16 protein-coding genes are annotated in these 17,649 nt (G+C 59.8%); 6 read left to right on the top strand and 10 right to left on the bottom strand.

Annotation, left to right across the window (positions count from 1 at the left end; all coding sequences use genetic code 11):
- Complete coding sequence (gene recO, locus VH599_17590; GenBank protein HEY7350136.1) at positions 1-912, bottom strand: DNA repair protein RecO; 912 nt, start codon at positions 910-912, stop codon at positions 1-3.
- Positions 913-1,056: 144 nt separating this feature from the next.
- Here recO and VH599_17585 point away from each other — a divergent pair, with 144 nt between their 5' ends.
- On the top strand, positions 1,057-1,674 hold the full coding sequence (locus tag VH599_17585) for a hypothetical protein (protein ID HEY7350135.1): 618 nt from the start codon (positions 1,057-1,059) through the stop codon (positions 1,672-1,674).
- A 113-nt stretch (positions 1,675-1,787) separates the two neighbouring features.
- On the opposite strand, the gene VH599_17580 is transcribed toward VH599_17585, so the two are convergent.
- The 3 genes from VH599_17580 to VH599_17570 all read right to left on the bottom strand — a co-directional run bounded on the left by VH599_17580 (position 1,788) and on the right by VH599_17570 (position 5,474).
- On the bottom strand, positions 1,788-2,390 hold the full coding sequence (locus tag VH599_17580) for a Uma2 family endonuclease (GenBank protein ID HEY7350134.1): 603 nt from the start codon (positions 2,388-2,390) through the stop codon (positions 1,788-1,790).
- Between the two features lie 92 nt (positions 2,391-2,482).
- Positions 2,483-3,757 (bottom strand): DUF1501 domain-containing protein, encoded by a 1,275-nt coding sequence (locus VH599_17575; protein ID HEY7350133.1) that lies wholly within the window; start codon positions 3,755-3,757, stop codon positions 2,483-2,485.
- Positions 3,758-3,770: 13 nt separating this feature from the next.
- Positions 3,771-5,474, bottom strand: a complete 1,704-nt coding sequence (locus VH599_17570; GenBank protein HEY7350132.1) for a DUF1800 family protein — start codon at positions 5,472-5,474, stop codon at positions 3,771-3,773.
- Positions 5,475-5,733: 259 nt separating this feature from the next.
- Here VH599_17570 and VH599_17565 point away from each other — a divergent pair, with 259 nt between their 5' ends.
- Positions 5,734-7,140 (top strand): DUF512 domain-containing protein, encoded by a 1,407-nt coding sequence (locus tag VH599_17565; protein HEY7350131.1) that lies wholly within the window; start codon positions 5,734-5,736, stop codon positions 7,138-7,140.
- On the opposite strand, the gene VH599_17560 is transcribed toward VH599_17565, so the two are convergent.
- Positions 7,137-8,345 (bottom strand): AI-2E family transporter, encoded by a 1,209-nt coding sequence (locus VH599_17560; protein HEY7350130.1) that lies wholly within the window; start codon positions 8,343-8,345, stop codon positions 7,137-7,139. The two genes, VH599_17565 and VH599_17560, sit on opposite strands and share 4 nt — an antisense overlap.
- 64 nt (positions 8,346-8,409) lie before the next feature.
- Here VH599_17560 and VH599_17555 point away from each other — a divergent pair, with 64 nt between their 5' ends.
- Together VH599_17555 and VH599_17550 are read left to right on the top strand one after the other, a co-directional pair.
- A complete protein-coding gene (locus VH599_17555) occupies positions 8,410-8,658 on the top strand; it encodes a hypothetical protein (GenBank protein ID HEY7350129.1) in 249 nt (82 codons plus the stop codon).
- Positions 8,659-8,765: 107 nt separating this feature from the next.
- The gene (locus tag VH599_17550; GenBank protein HEY7350128.1) at positions 8,766-9,158 is read left to right on the top strand and encodes a hypothetical protein; all 393 of its coding nucleotides are present in this window, start codon (positions 8,766-8,768) and stop codon (positions 9,156-9,158) included.
- Between the two features lie 137 nt (positions 9,159-9,295).
- Here VH599_17550 and VH599_17545 read toward each other — a convergent pair whose 3' ends face one another.
- The 5 genes from VH599_17545 to VH599_17525 all read right to left on the bottom strand — a co-directional run bounded on the left by VH599_17545 (position 9,296) and on the right by VH599_17525 (position 15,098).
- Positions 9,296-11,116 carry an FAD-dependent oxidoreductase gene (locus VH599_17545; GenBank protein ID HEY7350127.1) on the bottom strand — a complete coding sequence of 607 codons (1,821 nt, stop codon included), beginning with the start codon at positions 11,114-11,116 and terminating at the stop codon, positions 9,296-9,298.
- Between the two features lie 296 nt (positions 11,117-11,412).
- Positions 11,413-12,873: a lysine--tRNA ligase gene (gene lysS, locus VH599_17540; protein ID HEY7350126.1), complete on the bottom strand. Its 1,461-nt coding sequence runs from the start codon at positions 12,871-12,873 to the stop codon at positions 11,413-11,415.
- Positions 12,874-13,085: 212 nt separating this feature from the next.
- The gene (locus tag VH599_17535) at positions 13,086-13,571 is read right to left on the bottom strand and encodes a DUF5654 family protein (GenBank protein HEY7350125.1); all 486 of its coding nucleotides are present in this window, start codon (positions 13,569-13,571) and stop codon (positions 13,086-13,088) included.
- A 141-nt stretch (positions 13,572-13,712) separates the two neighbouring features.
- A complete protein-coding gene (gene greA / locus VH599_17530) occupies positions 13,713-14,180 on the bottom strand; it encodes a transcription elongation factor GreA (GenBank protein ID HEY7350124.1) in 468 nt (155 codons plus the stop codon).
- A gap of 120 nt (positions 14,181-14,300) precedes the next feature.
- Positions 14,301-15,098, bottom strand: a complete 798-nt coding sequence (locus VH599_17525; protein ID HEY7350123.1) for a biotin--[acetyl-CoA-carboxylase] ligase — start codon at positions 15,096-15,098, stop codon at positions 14,301-14,303.
- Between the two features lie 696 nt (positions 15,099-15,794).
- On the opposite strand from VH599_17525, the gene VH599_17520 reads away from it, so the two are divergent.
- Both VH599_17520 and VH599_17515 read left to right on the top strand, forming a co-directional pair.
- Positions 15,795-16,394: an IS607 family transposase gene (locus tag VH599_17520; GenBank protein ID HEY7350122.1), complete on the top strand. Its 600-nt coding sequence runs from the start codon at positions 15,795-15,797 to the stop codon at positions 16,392-16,394.
- On the top strand, positions 16,378-17,631 hold the full coding sequence (locus tag VH599_17515; protein HEY7350121.1) for a transposase: 1,254 nt from the start codon (positions 16,378-16,380) through the stop codon (positions 17,629-17,631). Before VH599_17520 ends, VH599_17515 begins: the two co-directional genes overlap by 17 nt.
- Positions 17,632-17,649 lie beyond the last annotated feature (18 nt).

Raw genomic sequence — 17,649 nt, 5'->3', positions numbered from 1 at the left:
TTAGTACGCGGGCTGGATATGGCGCAGGAAGTCCCACGATTTCAGGTCGCGCTCCAGGTGGAAGCGGATCAGCGCCTGAAGCAGATATTCGATCTCGCTCTGCTGGCTGCTGTCCAGGCGCAGACGCGGAATGCTTTCCCAGGGGCTGGTCTGGAGGAGGCGCAGCACTTTCAGGCTGGGAAGGGAGATGGGACGTTGGGAGTAGCGCGAACAGTTGGGGCAGAGGACGCCGCCGAGGGTGGGGTTAAAGCCATTTTCGACTGGCTGAAGCGTGGAGCCGCACGCGGCGCATTCGTGCAGGCTGGGGCGATAGCCCAGATCGCCCAGCAGGTGAACCTCGAAGTAGCGCAGCATCTGCCAGGCGCGGCTGCGATAGGGGGCGTCTGGGTGGCCGTTGCCGGTTGCGTACCCGTTCCCCTGGCCGGCGGCTCCAATGTCGCCAGAGAGCGCAGCATAAATGGCCGGAGTTTCGTGGAGGGCGTGCGCGCCGTTGTGTCCGTTGCTGGCATGTCTGGCACTGGCTGCGTCCTCATCCAGCCGACGCAGGCTCTCAATCAATAGGGTATAGAGGTCGGCGTATTCGTTGTGTTCCTCGGTGAATTTGTCAATCAGTTCGGCCAGATAATAGGCGGTGGTCGCGTGCCAGAGTCCGGCGCGCAGATGGGGGAAGCGTTCCTGGCTTTCGCCCTGGGTAATGATCTCCAGATCGCGGCCAGCGGCAAGCTGCAACTGGCTGCGCGTGAAGAGTTCCACATGCCCGGCGATGCGGCTGGTGGTGCGCCGCGCGCCTTTAGCGATGGCCTTGATCTTCCCCCGGCCCGGTGTGAAAAGGGTCAGAATGCGATCAGCCTCGCCATAATCCATGCGCTTCAAGATGAGCGCGTCGGTCGTATAGATACGTGGTCGGCGCATGCAGATGTCCTTACAACCAGGGCGTTGCTCATGGTGATAGAATGGGGCCAGACGGATGTGCTTATGCCCACGAGGGCAGGTCTAGCCGTGTCTAATTATACCATATTACCGGGCGATCATGCCTGGTTGCTGGAGGGAACTGTGATGCGTCGTCTGGTTCGATTACCTCGGCGAGGTTCATGGAGTCTGGTCGTGGCGCTGGTGGCGCTGCTGGCGCTCAGTGGATGCGGCGATACCCCGGCATCAAATCCGCCTGAGCAGGGTGGTGGCGCTGATATTGCGACGGCAACGCCGACAGCGAATCCCACTCCTGCTCAGATCGCCGGATGGCGGACCTACAGCGACAGCACATATGCCTTTAGTATCCAATATGCTCCAACCTGGACCACGACGTTGGAGCCGCAGCCGCCGAACGCGCCCTATGAGGTGGTGGCCTTCTTTCCTGGGAAAAGCGGGAGCAATGGCGCGGCCCCAACGCAGAATGTCATTACGGTCACAGCAGCCATGAATCAGCCGGATGTGATTGACAGCGCCGTGCCGCCAGGGTTTGCGCCTGACGGCTCCGTGAGCGTTGGCGGGACGACCCAGCCGCTGCTGAGCGGGCCGGGGTCTGCTGGCGGCCAGGGGCTGGCAGTCATGATGGCTCTGAGCAACGAGGTTTTTTTGTTCTACTCCACTGCCGACGATGCCTCTGCCGCTCTGTTCCGCCAGACCTTCACGCAGATGCTCTCAACCTTCCAGATAGTACCAACTTATGAGTGAGTGTGGGCGCCAGCCTATCTGGATCGTTTCTTGGCTGGGTGAAGTGACTTGGGCACGAAGCAAAAGAAGGGAGTGGTAATTACGGCGTCCTATTATCACGCTAGCCAGGCAAGCTAGGCGAACAAGCCAGCAACCGGCAGAGAAAAGTCGGGTATCACATCCAGGCCATCGAGGGTATCACGCAGGCTCAGCGTGTACATGGGGGTGTCGGGCGTCCACACATCCACCGTCTGGCTTTCCGGCCACACGTTCCAAACCAGGCGCGTCCCCGCAGCGAGCCACCGCTGCGCCCGTTCGGCCATCTCCGGGCGTGATTGGCTGGCGCTGACTACTTCGGCAGCCAGGTCGGGCGCGGGCGCATAATCACCCCGCGCTATGGAGGAAAGGGCCGCTGGCAGGCGCTCGGCGCTGATAAAAGCGACATCCGGCCCCCAGATCGTTTCGTCAGTCTCTCCTGGCAGGGTGGCGTTGTAGCCGCCTTGCTCCATCGATGCTCGCCCCGAACGGCGCGGCGTAATATACGCATGCAATGCAGCATACAGATTGCCTGCCACCCATTCGTGGCGCAAGTCTTTGATAAGTGGCATGCGAACGACTACCCCCCGGAAAAGTTCTGTGCGCCAGCCCTGTTCTGGCGGCATGGCCGCATACTCAGCAGCCGTGATGCGGTCCCCAGGCGTGATAGTGATCGTTTGTGGTTGTTTGGTTGTTGCCATCGTGCGCACCTCCCACGATGCTATTCTATCACGCTCCGTTCCAGGTGGAAAAATGCAGAGCGAGGCGCGATGGGTGATTGGAACGCTCCCGCCTAGGCGGCAGATGGCGATTGGAGAAAGCCCTGGTTGCCAAACGACCCGCCCAGGATGGCCTGCGAGGGCGCGCCGAGCCAGCGGTCCAAGACAGTGGCGTAGACCTGACGGAAGTCAATGGTGAACTTGAGGTTGCCGGTCTGGTCCAGATTGCCTAGGTCGGGCGGCTCGCCATAGATGCCGCCGGTGACGGCGTTACCCATCACAAAGAGCGGCGCGGCGGTGCCGTGATCGGTGCCTTCGTTGCCGTTTTCATGGACACGGCGGCCAAACTCGGACCAGGTCATGATGACTACATCGTCGGCTTTGCCATGTGCGGCCAGATCATTGTAGAAGGCAGCCAGACCCTCGGCCAGTGTTTTCAGCAGCACCGGCTGATCATTGACCTGATTGGCGTGGGTGTCGAAGCCGCCCAGGGTGATATAGCCGACGCGCAGACCCAGACCCTGGACGATGACCTCGGCCAGCACTTTCAAGCCATCGGCGAACGCGCCGGTAGGATAGGTCACGGCGGGTTTGTAGGCGGCGTCGGCGGCCATGATGGCCTTTGACCCCTGCTGGGCATGCTGGGCGGTGGCGTCGAGCAGCGCGGCGTAGGGCGCTGTTTTGGGGTACGAATCGTAGAGGCGCAAGAGCGCCTGCGTGCGAGCGTCAAGTCCTCTTTTGTTGCTCGGATCGGCGGCCAGTTGGTAGCTCTTGGGCTGGGTGAGCGTGGGAACCTCGGCGTTGATCGCGCGCAGCGCCGCAGGCACCTGGACCCCAATGTCCAGCGATTGAAAGGGGTGGCCGTCTTTGTCCACCAGCCCGGCGACATATTTGCCCAGCCAGCCCTGGGTTCCCTGGCCGTGCAGGTCCAGGCTTTGCCAGATGTCCATCGCCTGGAAGTGCGAAAGGCTGGGATTTGGGTAGCCGACGCCCTCCACGATGGCAAGCTTGCGCTGGTCCCAGAAGGATTTCACCCCCTGCATGGCGGGATTCAGCCCCAGCCGCTCATTGAGCGGCAGCACATCCTTTTGCTTGATGGCGAGCGTGGGCCGCGCCTGATAGTAGAGGCTGTCGGTATAGGGGACGATGGTGTTCAGGCCATCGTTGCCGCCCGCCATCTGGACGACAATCAGCGTGCGGCCCTGGGCGTCGGCAGCCCAGTGGTCGCCTTCCAGCGCGGCATTATGGGCGGCGCGCACCGCTCGCCCGAAGATTGACGGCATAATCATGCCAGCCGTGACCACCAGCAGGCCGTCTTTCATCATGGCCCGACGCGAAATGTTGAACATGAAAACGACCTCCTCAGTCCAGTTGGTACTCTGGCATGGACAAGATCAGATAGTACAGGCCGCGCACGCTCCCGCCGGAGAGGGACTTGCCGCCCACCAGTTTGACCCCCGCGCCCCCGCCATTGGCCCCGCTGTTCAGATAGTCAATGAGCATCTGGCGACGGGCGCTGTCAATCTGCCCGTCTATGAGCTGCATCAGCGCATAGTCCACAAACCGTTCCGGCGTCTTGATCTGCTGCTTCTCTATATCGGATTGCAAGCGGCGCATAAAGTCAGGTGAGGCGTTCATATAGGCAACCAGCGCGTTGACCGTGTTGATGCGCGTCATCCAGGCGCCCGTGTTGATCCAGCTTGCGCTGACCTGATCGCCCGGCCAGCCTGCTACGTTAGGGGGATTATAGAGGCCCTGGCCCATGACCGTCAGCGCGCCCAGGGTGCTATTGCGCTTCCCTTGCTCGATGCTACTCAGGCCCAGGTTGCGGAACGCCCCGGCCACAAACTCTACCGGACTCTTGATGCGGGCGCGGTATGCCTGGGGCGAGTAGAAGGCGGGCGAGGTGAGCAAAGCCTGCATCATGGCGGCAATGCTGTGATTGCTGCTGTGGTAGGCATCAACGAGCGGCTGAATGTCGGCGGCGCCGGGGTTCTCATAGGCGAAGAAGCGCCAGAGCCGCGTCGCCAGAAACTTCGGGGTGACGGCTTGCGCGCAGATGATGCGCGCGATGTCTTTGTAATCGAAGGCGCCCTTCTGCCCCAGGAAGGTTTTCTGGCCGTTGTCGTGCAGCCTGGGGATAAGGACCGCTTCGCTGGTCAGCGGATTCACTCGCCAGCCGGTGAGGGCGCGCGCCGATTGCTCGATGTCCGTCTGAGTATAGTTCCCGACGCCCATCGAGAAGAGTTCCATTTCCTCGCGGGCAAAGTTTTCGTTGGGGGAGCCAGCGCGGCTGTTGTTGCCATCCAGCCAGTGGAGCATAGCCGGGTCTATGGTGATGCCTGCCAGAATATCATCGAAACGCGCGAAAGCGTTCTTGCGCAGAAAATCGTTATTTTGTTTGATCAGCGCAAAGCCGCGCTGGCCCCCAACCTTGCGGAAGCTGCTGGTAAGCAGACCATGCCAGAAAAGGGTCATCTTCTCTTCCAACGGATGGGCGCTGTAGACGATGCGCGCCAGCCACCAGCGCAGAATGTCCTGCGAATTATTGAAATCGAATCTGGCGGCAGCGATGCGCTGGTCCATGAGCGTGTTGGGGATGGCATGAAAATTGAGCAGGCGATCAACCGCGCCGTTGATGCCCAGGGCGCTGTAGGTTTCGATCTCGCCGGGAGCAGCGCCAAAGCCCGCGCGGCGCAGCAGATGGGCGATCTGCTGCGCGCCAGCAGGAGCGACGGAATTACGCTCGCTGCCAGCCAGGCTGTAGACGCCGACGCCCGCCGCGACGGCAACAGTTGCGATGCCCGCGATGCCCGCGCCAACCAGCAGGGTGCGGCGCGAGACACGCGGCCCGCCGCGACGCAGCGCCTGCCAGCGCGGCGGGCCGCTGTTCGCTCCGCTGGAGACGACAATGCTTCCGCCGGGAGGCTGGCTGTCCACAATCCGGGTTGGCGCCGTCTGCCTGAGCCAGAAGTCGCTGTTGGCGTCTTCCCAAAATGGCTGGGGAGCGCCGGGCTGCTCGCCGCCAGGCGGCTGCTGGTTGTGCGCGGGATCGGTGCTATTCATCGGGCATCCTCCAAGACAAGGTTCCTGGTTTTCTGCGGGCTTCTTCCCTTCTCTGCTTGTCTTCCGGGCTTTGCGCTCTTCCGTTTTCTCTGCAATGGTAGCATGCCGTAAAAGCCTTAGAAGAAGCTGAGTATGAGGTTAAAATCGCAGCAGATTTTCGTGTGCTGGCTGGTTTGACGCCTGGCTCGCGGTGGGGCTATAATCCTCTTCTGGACCTGTTATCGTCTCACCTTGCTCTATTACTTTTGGGGGGCTGGTTATGCCCAAGATGTATGCCTGGGTGCGCGAAGTGATTCCTGATAGCCCGGCTGATCTGGCCGGAGTGCAGCCCGGCGATCTGCTGCGCAGCATTAACGGCCAGGTCGTGCGCGATCTGGTGGATTATCGCTTCTACCAGGCCGATGAAGACCTCGCGCTGGTGCTGGAGCGCCCAATTCACGGGCAGACCTCGCAAGTCGAATTGCGCATTGTGAAGGATGCCGACGAAGACCTGGGCGTTCTCTTTGGCGAAGAGCCAGCGCCGTTTATCCGCCAGTGCGCCAATAAGTGTGTCTTTTGCTTTATCAAGGGCTTGCCAGAGCGCCATCAGCCGCAGCGCGGCCTGCCGCTGGGGATGCGCGACTCTTTATACATTAAAGATGACGATTACCGCTACTCGTTTCTCTTTGGCAATTTCATTACATTGACCAACCTGAAGGAGAAGGACTGGCAGCGCCTGGAGGAGCAGCGCCTCAGCCCACTGTACGTGTCGGTGCATGTGACCGACCCGGACCTGCGGCGCAAGATGGTTGATGGGCCGCGCGCGGGCGAGGTCTTGGAGCATCTGCGGCGGCTGGGCCAGATGGGCATTCAGGCGCACACGCAGCTCGTCCTCTGCCCTGAGATCAACGATGGTCCCTGGCTGGATAAGAGCATCGCCGACCTGGCGGCGATGCGCCCGATTGTGCAGAGCATCGCGGCGGTTCCGGTTGGCCTGACGAAGCATAACAATATGCTCAAGGTGGGCGATCTACCCGCGATGCGCCCGTATCGCGTGGACGAAGCGCAGGCAATTGTCAAACAGGCGCAGGGCTGGCAGAAACGCTTTGAGGCCGAGATGGGCGAGCCATTTGTCTATCTCTCCGATGAGTGGTATTTCCTGACGAACAAGAAATTTCCCTCGGCGCGGCACTACGGTGCGTTCGAGCAGATCGAGAACGGCGTAGGCATGACGCGAGCGTTTCTGGATGGCTGGCGCCGCCAGCAGCGGCGGCTGCCCGCAGCGTTCCCTCATCCAACGCGCCTGACGATCATCACCAGCGCCCTGGCCGCGCCCATTCTGGAGCAGGTGGCGGCTGATCTCCGCCAGGTTGCCAACCTGGAGGCGCGATCTGTGCCAGTCATCAACCAATTCTGGGGGCCGCTGGTAACGGTGGCGGGCCTGCTCTGTGGGCAGGATGTGCTGGACGCCCTGGCAGACCTGAAGGCGCGCGATGAATTAGGCGATGTGGTCGTGCTTCCCCGTGTGATGCTGGATAACGCCGGGGCGCGCTTTCTGGATGATATGACGCTGGCAGACTTCAAGGCGCAGGGTCCCGCCCGCGTAGAGTTCGCGCGGCATGCCGACGAATTGGGCGAATTGATTCACAGCCTCGCGGCGGAGCGGCAGCCCGTGTCGCTCCGCTAGTTGCTGGTTGGCTCGCTCTTCCTGTGGCCCTGCCGGGTGGTCTGCGTGACCGGCGGGGGCGTCTCGGCCTGCGATGCAGATGCGCTTGTCGGCGCAGGAGCAAGCGCGGGGTGCGGGTGCGGATAGTATTCATCAATGATGACTTTGACGGCGGCGGCGATAGGAACCGCCAGCAGCAGACCGACCAGGCCAGCGACCAGGCCGCCAACCGCGACGGCAAAGAGCGTGACGACGGCTGGCAGGTGCGTCGCTCTGCCCAGCACGTTGGGAATGACGACATTATCTTCGACGAGGCGCAGTGTATAGAGGGCCGCAACCACCATCAGCGCCGGGACGATGCCCAGCGTGGCGAGCGCGACAATGGCGGCCAGGGCAATTGCCACCAGCGGCCCAACAATGGGGATCGTTTCCAGCAGGCCAATGGCAATAGCAACCGGCAAGGCAAAAGGAAGCGCGCCACCAAAGATGGCTGGCAGGAAGTGGCCCAGCACGAAAAAAACGGGTTGCAGCACAATCCAGGAAACCACGATCATCAACACGGCCAGAAATATCTGGACACGGATATAACTGCTCCAGGTATGGCGAACCTGCTGCATCACCCTGCTCAAGCGTGGGCGCTGCTCCAGCGGGAAGAAGCGCTGCACGCCGTTGGCGATATGATGCCCTTCGATCAGCAGGTAGATGGTCGAGACAAAGGTAATCAATGTATCAAGCAGGCTCTGGCCGGTGGAGCGGGCAAAGCTGACGGCGAAGCTCAGAACGTCGCCGATGCTGATATTGGGAAGTGGATTTCCCCCCAGTCCGGGGATCGCGCTTTTGGGAATCTGGATAGTAGTAGGGGCAATCAGGCCGTTCACGTTGTCAACAGCATTGCTCAGATAGTCCGGCAGATTAGTCAGCAGGCTCTCTCCCTCGTGCGAGGCCAACTGCACCAGCAGCGCAATGATCGCGCCAAGAGCGCCTAATATCAGCAGCGCCATCACCACCACCACCAGGCCGCGCGGCGCGCGGGTGTAGCGATGCACTGTGGCGACAAATGGATCGAGAAGATAGGCCAGAACCACCGCGACGACAAACGGAGTGATAATATCGCGGGCCAGGTAGAGAACGAGAATGGCGATTGCCAGCGGCGCCAGCCAGTGCAGGCGGAACGTGAAGCCTGTTGTGGCGGGTGTTGTTTCCGGGGGTAATGTCTCGGATGCCATAGCAATCCACTCCTTCCTGTACTGCGACGATGATACCATGCCTGAGATTGCCTGACAAGAAGTTTTGCGAACGCTGGATGAGGGTTCCACCAAGTATCGGGGGATGCCACTGGTAGCGCCGCCGTCCCGGCGGCCCACCGTACCGCCGCCGTCCCGGCGGCCATCGCTGCGCCAGGGCGAGCGTTCACCCTCTGGGACAGCGCACCAGCGGGCCAACGTTGAGCCGCCGAGACGGCGGCGCTACAGGTGGCAACCGCTTTTTGGCAGAGCGCCGGGTGAGCGCCGATTGTACGTGATAATGGCCGCATGGTAACATTCAAGCGCAGTATTTCGTTGTATCTTGCGTAGCAAGCAGGAAAGAAAATCGCCACAGGCTACAACCACTGCAACGGCGGAGCATCTTCAGGAGGGAGCGCATCTATGCTGGACTGGATCGGTTTGCCGAATGTGCTGGTCTTCGTGACCATCGTTCTGGCGCTGTATATGGTCATCACGAGAAGCGCCGGAATCTACTCAACGCCCCGACAGTTCTGGAACGTCTTGCTGCTCTCTCTCGGCATTTCATATGTTCTGAGCGGGAGCATGTTTCTCTTTCTGCACCTGAATGCCACCATCGCTGTGGCTGTGTCGGCCATCGTGCCGTTCCTTGTTGGCAACCTTGATCTGGGAGAGAAAGCCAGCCCCGAACCAGCCACAACTGACGAGGGAACCGATGGAGGCCAGCCCGAAGCCGCAGGCGCGGAAGCTGACGAGGAAGCTGAAGCGGGAGACGACGAGGGGGATGAAGTGGCTTCTGGTACTCAATTCTGTTGAATGCGAAAGGCATCCACCTGTAGCGCCGCCATCCTGGCGGCCACCGCTGCGCCAGAGCGAACGTTCGCCCCCAGGCCAACGTACCAGCAGGCCAGCGTCCAGCCGCCAAGATGGCGGCGCTACAGGTGATAATCGCTTCAGCGCGTGACGTTAATGACCGGAATCTTGGAGACGTTCCAGCGGTTGTTGGCGCTGGCCGTCTCGAACTGGACCATCGAGATAGCGTCTGTGGGGCAGCGCACGATGCACAGGCCGCAGCGGATACACTTCTCTTCGTCAATAATCATATCGGCCCCAGCCGACCATGTACCCGCAAGCTGATGCTCCGGGTCGCCTTTGACGACAGTCTTCAGGCCATCCATGCTGATGCAGTCATAGGGGCAGATGTCCACGCAGCCCGAACAGAGGATGCAGATGGAGGGATCGATCATGATGTTCAGCGCGCACTGCAAGCAGCGCCGCGCCTGCGTGACCGCTTCCTCCGGGCTGTAGCCGGTTTCGGACTCGGTGAAGATGCTGTAGCGTTTCTCCAGCGGCAGGCTGGGGATGGTCTGGAAGGGGATGGACTCGTAATCATCCACCATGCCGCGCCGGAAGTCGGGCAATTCGACCTCAATCGCCTCTTCTGGCGGGATGTCTTCGCCGCCGAGATAGCGATTGATGGCTGAGGCGGCGTCGCGGCCATCGGCAATGGCCGAGATCAGGTTGCGCGCGCCCTGCGTGTAGTCACCACCAGCAAAGAGGCCCGGATAGCTGGTCATCCAGGTATCCAAATCAATGGCTGGCAGACCCCACCGATTGGTTTCCAGATTCAGTTCCGGCGGGATGAACGAGGTATCCGAGTACTGCCCCAGGGCGTTCAGCAGCGTATCACACTCAATCGTATACTCCGAATCAGGGATGCGGATGGGGCGGCGGCGCCCGCTCTCATCGGGATCGCCAAGCTTGTTGCGGAAGAACTTGAGGCCGCTGACATGCTTGCCGTCGTTGCTCAGCACTTCGGCGATGCCGGTCAGGTAGACAAACTCGACATGTTCCAGCGTGGCCTGATCAACCTCATACTCATCCGACCCCATCTCTTCCTTGGACCGCCGATAAATCACATAGACTTTTTCCGCGCCAAAGCGAATGGACGAGCGGCAGCAGTCCATCGCCGTGAAACCACCGCCGTAGACGACCACGCGCTTGCCGACATAGACCGGCTCGCCAAAGTTGACTTTCTCCAGGAACGGCAGGCCGCTCATCACGCCTTCCAGATCGTGGCCGGGGACAAGCTGGCGCTTGTCGTCGGTCATGTCGTTGGACATCTGGCAGCCAGCGGCGATATACACGGCGTCATACTGCTTGAGCAGGTCGGTGAGCGAGATGTCCTTGCCCACCGTCGTGTTCATGACCATCTTGACGCCCATGTCTTCCATGTACTCGTCGCACTCTTCGATGGTGACATCGCGCGGCAAACGCCAGATGGGGATGCCGCCAACCATCATACCGCCTGCCGTTGGGTAGCTGTCATAGATGGTGACGGGATAGCCCATGAGGCGCAGATCGCGGGCGCAGGCCAGGCCAGCCGAGCCAGCGCCAATAATGGCAACCGTCTTGGTTTTGGTGATAGGCGGCGTCTCGGCGCGGTGCCGGTACTCGCGGTGGTCGGCGGCGGCGCGCTTCAGCCAGCAAATCGTCACCTGCCGGCCATCAATCTTGTTGCGGCGGCAGACCGGCTCGCAGGGCTTGGCGCAGGTGCGGCCCAGCACGCCAGGCACGACATTGGCGTTGCGATTGAGCAGGTAGGCTTCGTCAAAGCGGCCCTGGGAGATCAGACCGATGTAGGTCGAGACATCGGTATGCGCCGGGCAGCCCACCTGGCAGGGAATATTGGTTTTGTACCAGTCTGGTTCCCAGCTTTCCGACTCATATTTGAGTTCTTCTTCCTGGTTTTCATTGTTCTCAATTTCGGCCATCAGGCGTCTTCCCTTTCCGGTGGCAACAATGTGTGCAATGGGCGGGTATCTATGGGCTGGCCCGCCATATACCCATCCTTCTTAAGAAGGTATTGCTCACGCTTGCGGGTCTGTATTGGAAGAAAGAGCAAGAATGACAGCATACATACTGTACTCTGTTCTGCTCGCAGGTGTGAAGCGGTGTGTTGTCGGAGAGTTGATCGCCCTATCACTCTCCAGGCAATGCGGCAGAGAGCCACTATTCTATTGGAAAATATACCACAGCGCGCCTGGCCGCGACAAGAGACGCCGGGCGGTCAGTCGCGCAGGGTGGGGAAGAGAATGACATCCCGAATGGTTTCCTGATTGGTCAGGAGAATGGCGAGCCGGTCAACGCCGATGCCCAGGCCGCCTGTGGGCGGCATGCCATGCTCCAGCGCCTCCAGATAATCTTCGTCCAGCATCTGCGCCTCTTCATCACCCCGCGCGCGCTGGCGCGCCTGGTCCTCGAAGCGGGCGCGCTGTTCCAGCGGGTCGTTGAGTTCGGTATAGGCGTTGCCCAACTCGAAGCCCGCGACGAACGGCTGAAATCGCTCCACCGTGTCGGGATCATCTTCCCGCTGCTTGGCAAGCGGCGACACATCCAGCGGATAGTCCGTCAGGAAGAGCGCCTGCTTCAGCGGCGGCAGCCCTTTCTTCATCATTTGCCCTTTCAGATCATCAACGAGCTTGCCCCAGCCTGCCTTCTCATCTACCTCATAGCCCTGTATTCGCATGACTTCTGCCAACTCGTCACGCTCTCGGTAGCGGTTGACATCAACACCCATGAATTCGGCAATGGCTTCGCGCAGGGGCATGCGTATCCAGGGCGGCTCCACGTTCACCTCGAAATCCTGATAGGCGAAGCGTGTCGCGCCCTTGACCTTGATGGCAATTTCGGCGATCATCTCTTCGACCAGCCGCATCATGCTCAGGTAGTCGCCGTAGGCTTGATAGCATTCCATCACCGTAAAGTCAGGTTGATGGACGCGATCAATGCCCTCGTTGCGGAAGTTCTTCCCGATCTCATAGACACGCTCGATGCCGCCCGCGATGAGCCGCTTGAGATACAGTTCTGTGGCGATGCGCAGGTAGAAATCGCGGTCCAGCGCGTTATGATGCGTGATAAATGGTCGCGCGCTTGCCCCGCCATAGAGCGGCTGAAGCGTCGGTGTCTCCACCTCTAGAAAGCCATGCGTGTCCAGATAGTGGCGCATGGCGCTAATGGTCTGGCTGCGCGCCACAAAAACAGGCAGCACTTCGCTGCGGTTGGCAATGAGATCGAGGTAACGCTTGCGATAGCGCAGTTCGACATCCTGCAAGCCGTGGTATTTGGCGGGCAGTGGTTGCAGCGCCTTGCTCAGCAGCCGGTAGCGGTGGACCTTGAGGGTGCGCTCGCCCATTCTGGTGACAAACAGATGGCCGCTGGCCTCGATGAAATCGCCGTTATCCAGGCGGCGCACGCCGGTATAGGCTTGCTCGCCCAGATCGTCGCGCCTGAAATAGACCTGCATGCGCCCGCTGCCGTCTTCGATGTGCATGAAGGTCGTTTTGCCCATATCGCGCGAAAGGACAATGCGGCCTACCAGGGTAATCTCGGCTTCTTCCGCCTGGAGGGCGTCAAACTGGTCCAGGGTTTCCTGGATGGTATGGGTGCGTTGGGCGTGCGTTGGGTACGGGTTGACGCCTTCGGCCCGCCAGGCGCTCAGCTTTTCTAATCGAACTTCTCGCTCTTCCATTCTACGGTTCGCCTCGCTCTTAATTGTGCAGTTGTCGTCTTCTTGAGAGGTTTTAGGGGTGTTGCAGAGAGATCATGTTGTATTGTATCACCGCGCCCTTTGCGAGTTCTCCTAAAAAAGCGGGCGGCGCTGCACGTTATCGGCTGCCCTGGAAAAAGAGAGGCCGAGGCGTTAGCCTCGGCCTGCCCAGGAATAGACGCTGAGGAACTGGTTCACCCTTCGATGTGTCCACCATCGCCAATTATTGATTTCTTGCCCCACCGGCCATTCAGCTTGCCGAGGTAATAGATAACAATCACGGCAATCAAGGTGACAATAACGGCGTAGATGAGTGTTCCGACTACCTGACTCCCTGCATTAGGAACATACTCTTCAATAAGGGCCTTGATGGCCTCGTTCCAGGCCAGTGCGGCTACCAGACCGAAGGCTGAGGTTGCCAGCGTGGTCATGGTTGCGAGCAAAACCCTACCAGCGTCTTTGCTCTGACTTTCAAGCTGCTTGACCTGGCTCTGCAACTGCTTGATCGTCTCTGCCTGCTGCAAGGCGCTCATCTGCGTGCCTACCTGGGCGACCAGGCGATTGGGCGTTGACCTTTTGGCCCCTGGCTTGCCAGCCTGTTGGGCTGCGGCTGCCTCATGATGCGCCGCTGCCTCGGTGGCGGTAACAGGCGTCTGCCCTGTCATCGGATGCTCATCCATTTGAGAAAGAGTCTCCTTTCGATGAGGGGGTAAATGTTGAGCAATGAAAAGCAGAAAAAATATCGGAGGCGGTTTGCCTCCGATATAGTATAACATGGCCTGTCTACTCGCGGAAGAGGTTCGCGGCGACAACCGCCCGATTTACTCCAGGTCCAGTACCGTATAGGTACGCACGCCGCTGGGCGTCGAGACCGTCACGCTGCTGCCAACCTTGCAGCCCATCAGCGCCCGCCCCACCGGCGACTCGTTGGAAATCTTCCCCTTGGAAGGATTGGCCTCGATGGGGTCAACAATGTCATAGCGGAACTCGCGGTTGTCTTCGTTGCGCAGGTGAACATGAGACCCCAGGGTGATCTCCTGGCCGCCCTGTTTGAGTTTCAATTCCTTGGCCGACGCCAGCACCCATTGCAGCCGCGCGATCTCGCTTTCAATCCTGGCCTGCTCATTCTTGGCCTCTTCATAGGCGGCATTATCCGTAACATCGCCCGCCTCTCTGGCATCGTGAATAGATTCAGCGATCTCTGGCCGCTTAATGGTAAGCAGATATTCCAGGCGCTGCGCGTTTTCTTGTCGGCCTTCCGGTGTCAAATAAACATCCTGCGTCTCCATGTAACCTCCTTCTCTGGCGGTTCCCCTTCCGCCAGCAGCAGTGTCAAGAGCAATCAGCGCCCCATTGCGCTGATCTGGTGCGCTGGCTGAATGACGCCAGGCGCTGACGTGATCGCTGCGCTAGCGCATCTCGACATCGCCCCAGGTGATCTGAGTGGTGGCGCCATCCAATTGACGGACCAGCAAGGCGCCATCCCCGTCCACTCCAATTGCCATCCCCTCGATAAGCCGCTCTCCCTGCTGGATGCGGACCCATCGCCCCAGGGTGGAGAGATGATCTCGCCAGTGTTTCCAGATACGCCAGGCGCCATCGGCGCCGCCGTGTTGGAGCATCTCGTAGCCCTCGTCGAAGCGTTCCAGAAGGACGCCGATCAATCCTTCACGGTTCACGTTCTCGCAGCCCTGCTCCGCTATGGTGGTTGCGCGCTCGACAAGTTCCGGCGCCTCCTTCTTGAACGAACCATGCACATTCAGACCAATGCCCACCACAGCGCAGAGACGATCATCGGCCCCACTCGTGGTTTCAATCAAAATGCCGCAAATCTTCTTCCCCGCAACCAGCACGTCGTTCGGCCATTTAATCTCCGGGTCCAGGTCGCTGGTGAGCGCAATCGCCTCGCGCACAGCCAGGGCTGCGCACATGACCAGGAAATGCGCTGGAAACGTGGGGTAGACGATGATGGAAAGCAGCGCCTGCTGGCCTGGCAGGGCTTGCCAGTGTCGCCCCTGGCGTCCGCGCCCGCCTGGCTGGTCATCGGTCAGCACAACGGTGCCCTCGGCAGCGCCCTCTTGCGCCAGCGTGAGGGCCAGCGTGTTGGTGGACTCGATGACGGGTCGGTAGACCAGCGTTTTGCCCAGGTGTGTGTTATGGAGGTTGTTTTCTATGTCTGCGATATTGAGCAGGGGAAAACTATCCATGAGAGCTTGCGCTTTCTGTTCACCTGTTCTGTCGCCTGTGTGGCTATCCATCTCTGTATCCCTGGACTGGCTTCGCGGAGAGAATGTTTCCACTGTTTCTGCGAAGTTATTGTATCCTTTTTACCCTACCCATATCGGGTTGAATGATTGGGAACCAACAATGAGACGAGCAAAGCCAGACCGGAATGCCCGCAGCAGCCGGGGGGACCGGAAGAGGATAGAACGGCCAGCGCCAGATTCAACGAGCGCCTGGGTGAAAAACGGCTCCGCAGAGCTGCGGAGCGGTGGCACTACAAGCATCATGCTACAGAAAGAAGCTGCGAGAGAGAAAGACTGGAGAGAAGGCGTTTTAGCCTTCTCTCCAGGCGTGCCGCGCAGGCAGGGGCGTTTGCCCCTCCGACTCGGCAAAAGATACTGGCTAGCGCCAGAACCCTCCGCTCAGGGTAGGTGCGTGGCGAGTCGCCGTACTGCCTGCGCAGCGTATAGGTTCACTCATGCTTTGCACCACCTCCTTTCGTTGGCGTAATCATACCCTGAAAATGCTCTGGTGTCAAGGGTAAGAGCATCCTTCTGTGCCTTTGCGCCGAAAGATATTGCTGGCATTGCAGAAAACTGGTATTATAAACGTTCGCAAGATGCATAGTCTATTCTAGCATATCCTTGACTATCCTTACAAGGCTGTGCTAGAATAAGGACATGAAACTTGCTGACTACGCTAAACAGATGGGTGTGCGCTATGAGACAGCCTGGCGCTGGTTCAGGGATGGCAAAATCCAGGGCCAGCGTGTCGGGCCACACACCATCATCATCACGGAAGGGCAGGCCACGCCGGAAGAGAAGCCACGCCGTGTTGCTATTTATGCCCGCGTCTCCAGTGCCGAGAACAAGCCCAACCTGGATAGCCAGGCAGAGCGGCTTGTGGCCTATTGTGCCGCCAAAGGCTATCAGGTCGCCAAAGTGGTAAAAGAAGTCGGCTCTGGCGTGAATGACGCCCGGCCCAAACTGCTGGCGTTGTTGGAAGATCAAGCCATCGGTCTGATTGTGGTCGAGCATAAGGACCGGGCGACCCGTTTTGGGTTTCGCTATCTCGACACGCTCTTACGCAGCCAGGGCCGCGCTATTGAGGTGGTGAACGAGGCCGTGAATGGGCAGGAAGACTTGTTGGCGGACCTGACAGCCATTCTCTACTCGTTTACGGCGCGGCTCTATGGGCAGCGGCGGGCCAAACGCAAAACGGAAAGCATTATCCGCAGCTTGGAAGCAGGCGAAAGTGAGGCGGATGATGCAACGGACTGAGCAGCACAGCATCAAACGTTCGGACCCCCGCTTTGCCCCCATTGACGTGGCAGCCTTTGCAGCGAAGAATCTCTACAATGCCGCGCTGTATCTGGTCCGGCAGTCCTTCATCTTTGAGCACCGCTATCTGCCGTTTGAGACGGTGTATCATCAGATGAAGGGCCATGAGGCATACAAAGCCTTGCCTGCCAAAGTCGCTCAGCAGGTGCTTCGCTTGCTGGATAAGAACTGGCAGAGCTACTTTGCTGCCTGTGAAGCCTACCGGGAAGACCCGTCCAAGTTTCGCAAGCACCCGAAAATGCCGCACTATAAGCACAAGACCGATGGGCGGTACGCCCTGGTCTACACGATTCAGGCGCTTTCCCGGCCCGGCTTGAAGCGTGGGCTGATTCAGCCATCCATGCTGCCTATCACAGTGCAAACGCGGGCCGCCCATATCGCCCAAGTCCGCATCGTGCCCCGTATCGGCTTCTATGTGGTCGAAGTGGTCTACGAATGTCAGGAAGCGGCCCCATCTGGCAATCCTTCCCTCTCCGCAGCGGTAGATATTGGCGTAGACAATCTCGCGGCGCTAACCTCAAACAAGAAGGGCTTTGTGCCCCGGCTTGTTAACGGGCGTCCGATCAAGTCTACCAACCAGTTCTACAACAAGCGCAGAGCGGAACTGCAAGAGGCATTAGGCACGACGGGTACAACGGCCCGCATGGAGCGCTTCACCGCCAAACGCACGCGCCGTATCAATCACTACCTGCACACCGCGAGCAAGGCGATCATTGCCCTGCTGGTAGCGGAGGGGATAGGCACGCTGGTGGTGGGCAAAAACCCTGGCTGGAAACAGGAAGCGGAGTTAGGCCGGGTCACCAATCAGCACTTTGTTGGATTGCCCCATGCCCGCTTTATCGCCATGCTGGAATACAAAGCAAAGCTGGCAGGCATTCGCTTTGTGCTGCAAGAGGAAAGCTACACGAGCCGGACCAACTTCTTAGACAGCGACCCCATCCCCACCTACGACCCCACGCGCAAGGAGCCGTCGGTATTTAGCGGCAAGCGCATCAAGCGGGGCCTGTATCGTGCCAAGGATGGGCGCTGCCTGAATGCGGATGTGAACGGGGCGTACAACATCTTGCGGAAAGCACTCCCTGACGCTTTTAGCAAGGGGATAGAGGCGCTTGTAGTTGCGCCCGTATGGTTAACGCTTGCCTGGTCAGTCCAGCCCTGTGTGCTGGGGGCGGCGTGAACCGTACCAACCAATCAG

This window comes from Ktedonobacterales bacterium (assembly GCA_036557285.1).
In the GTDB taxonomy this organism is placed as follows: Bacteria; Chloroflexota; Ktedonobacteria; order Ktedonobacterales; family DATBGS01; genus DATBHW01.
The sequence above is the reverse complement of the archived record's forward strand: the minus strand, read 5'-3'. Positions and strand labels throughout refer to the sequence as shown.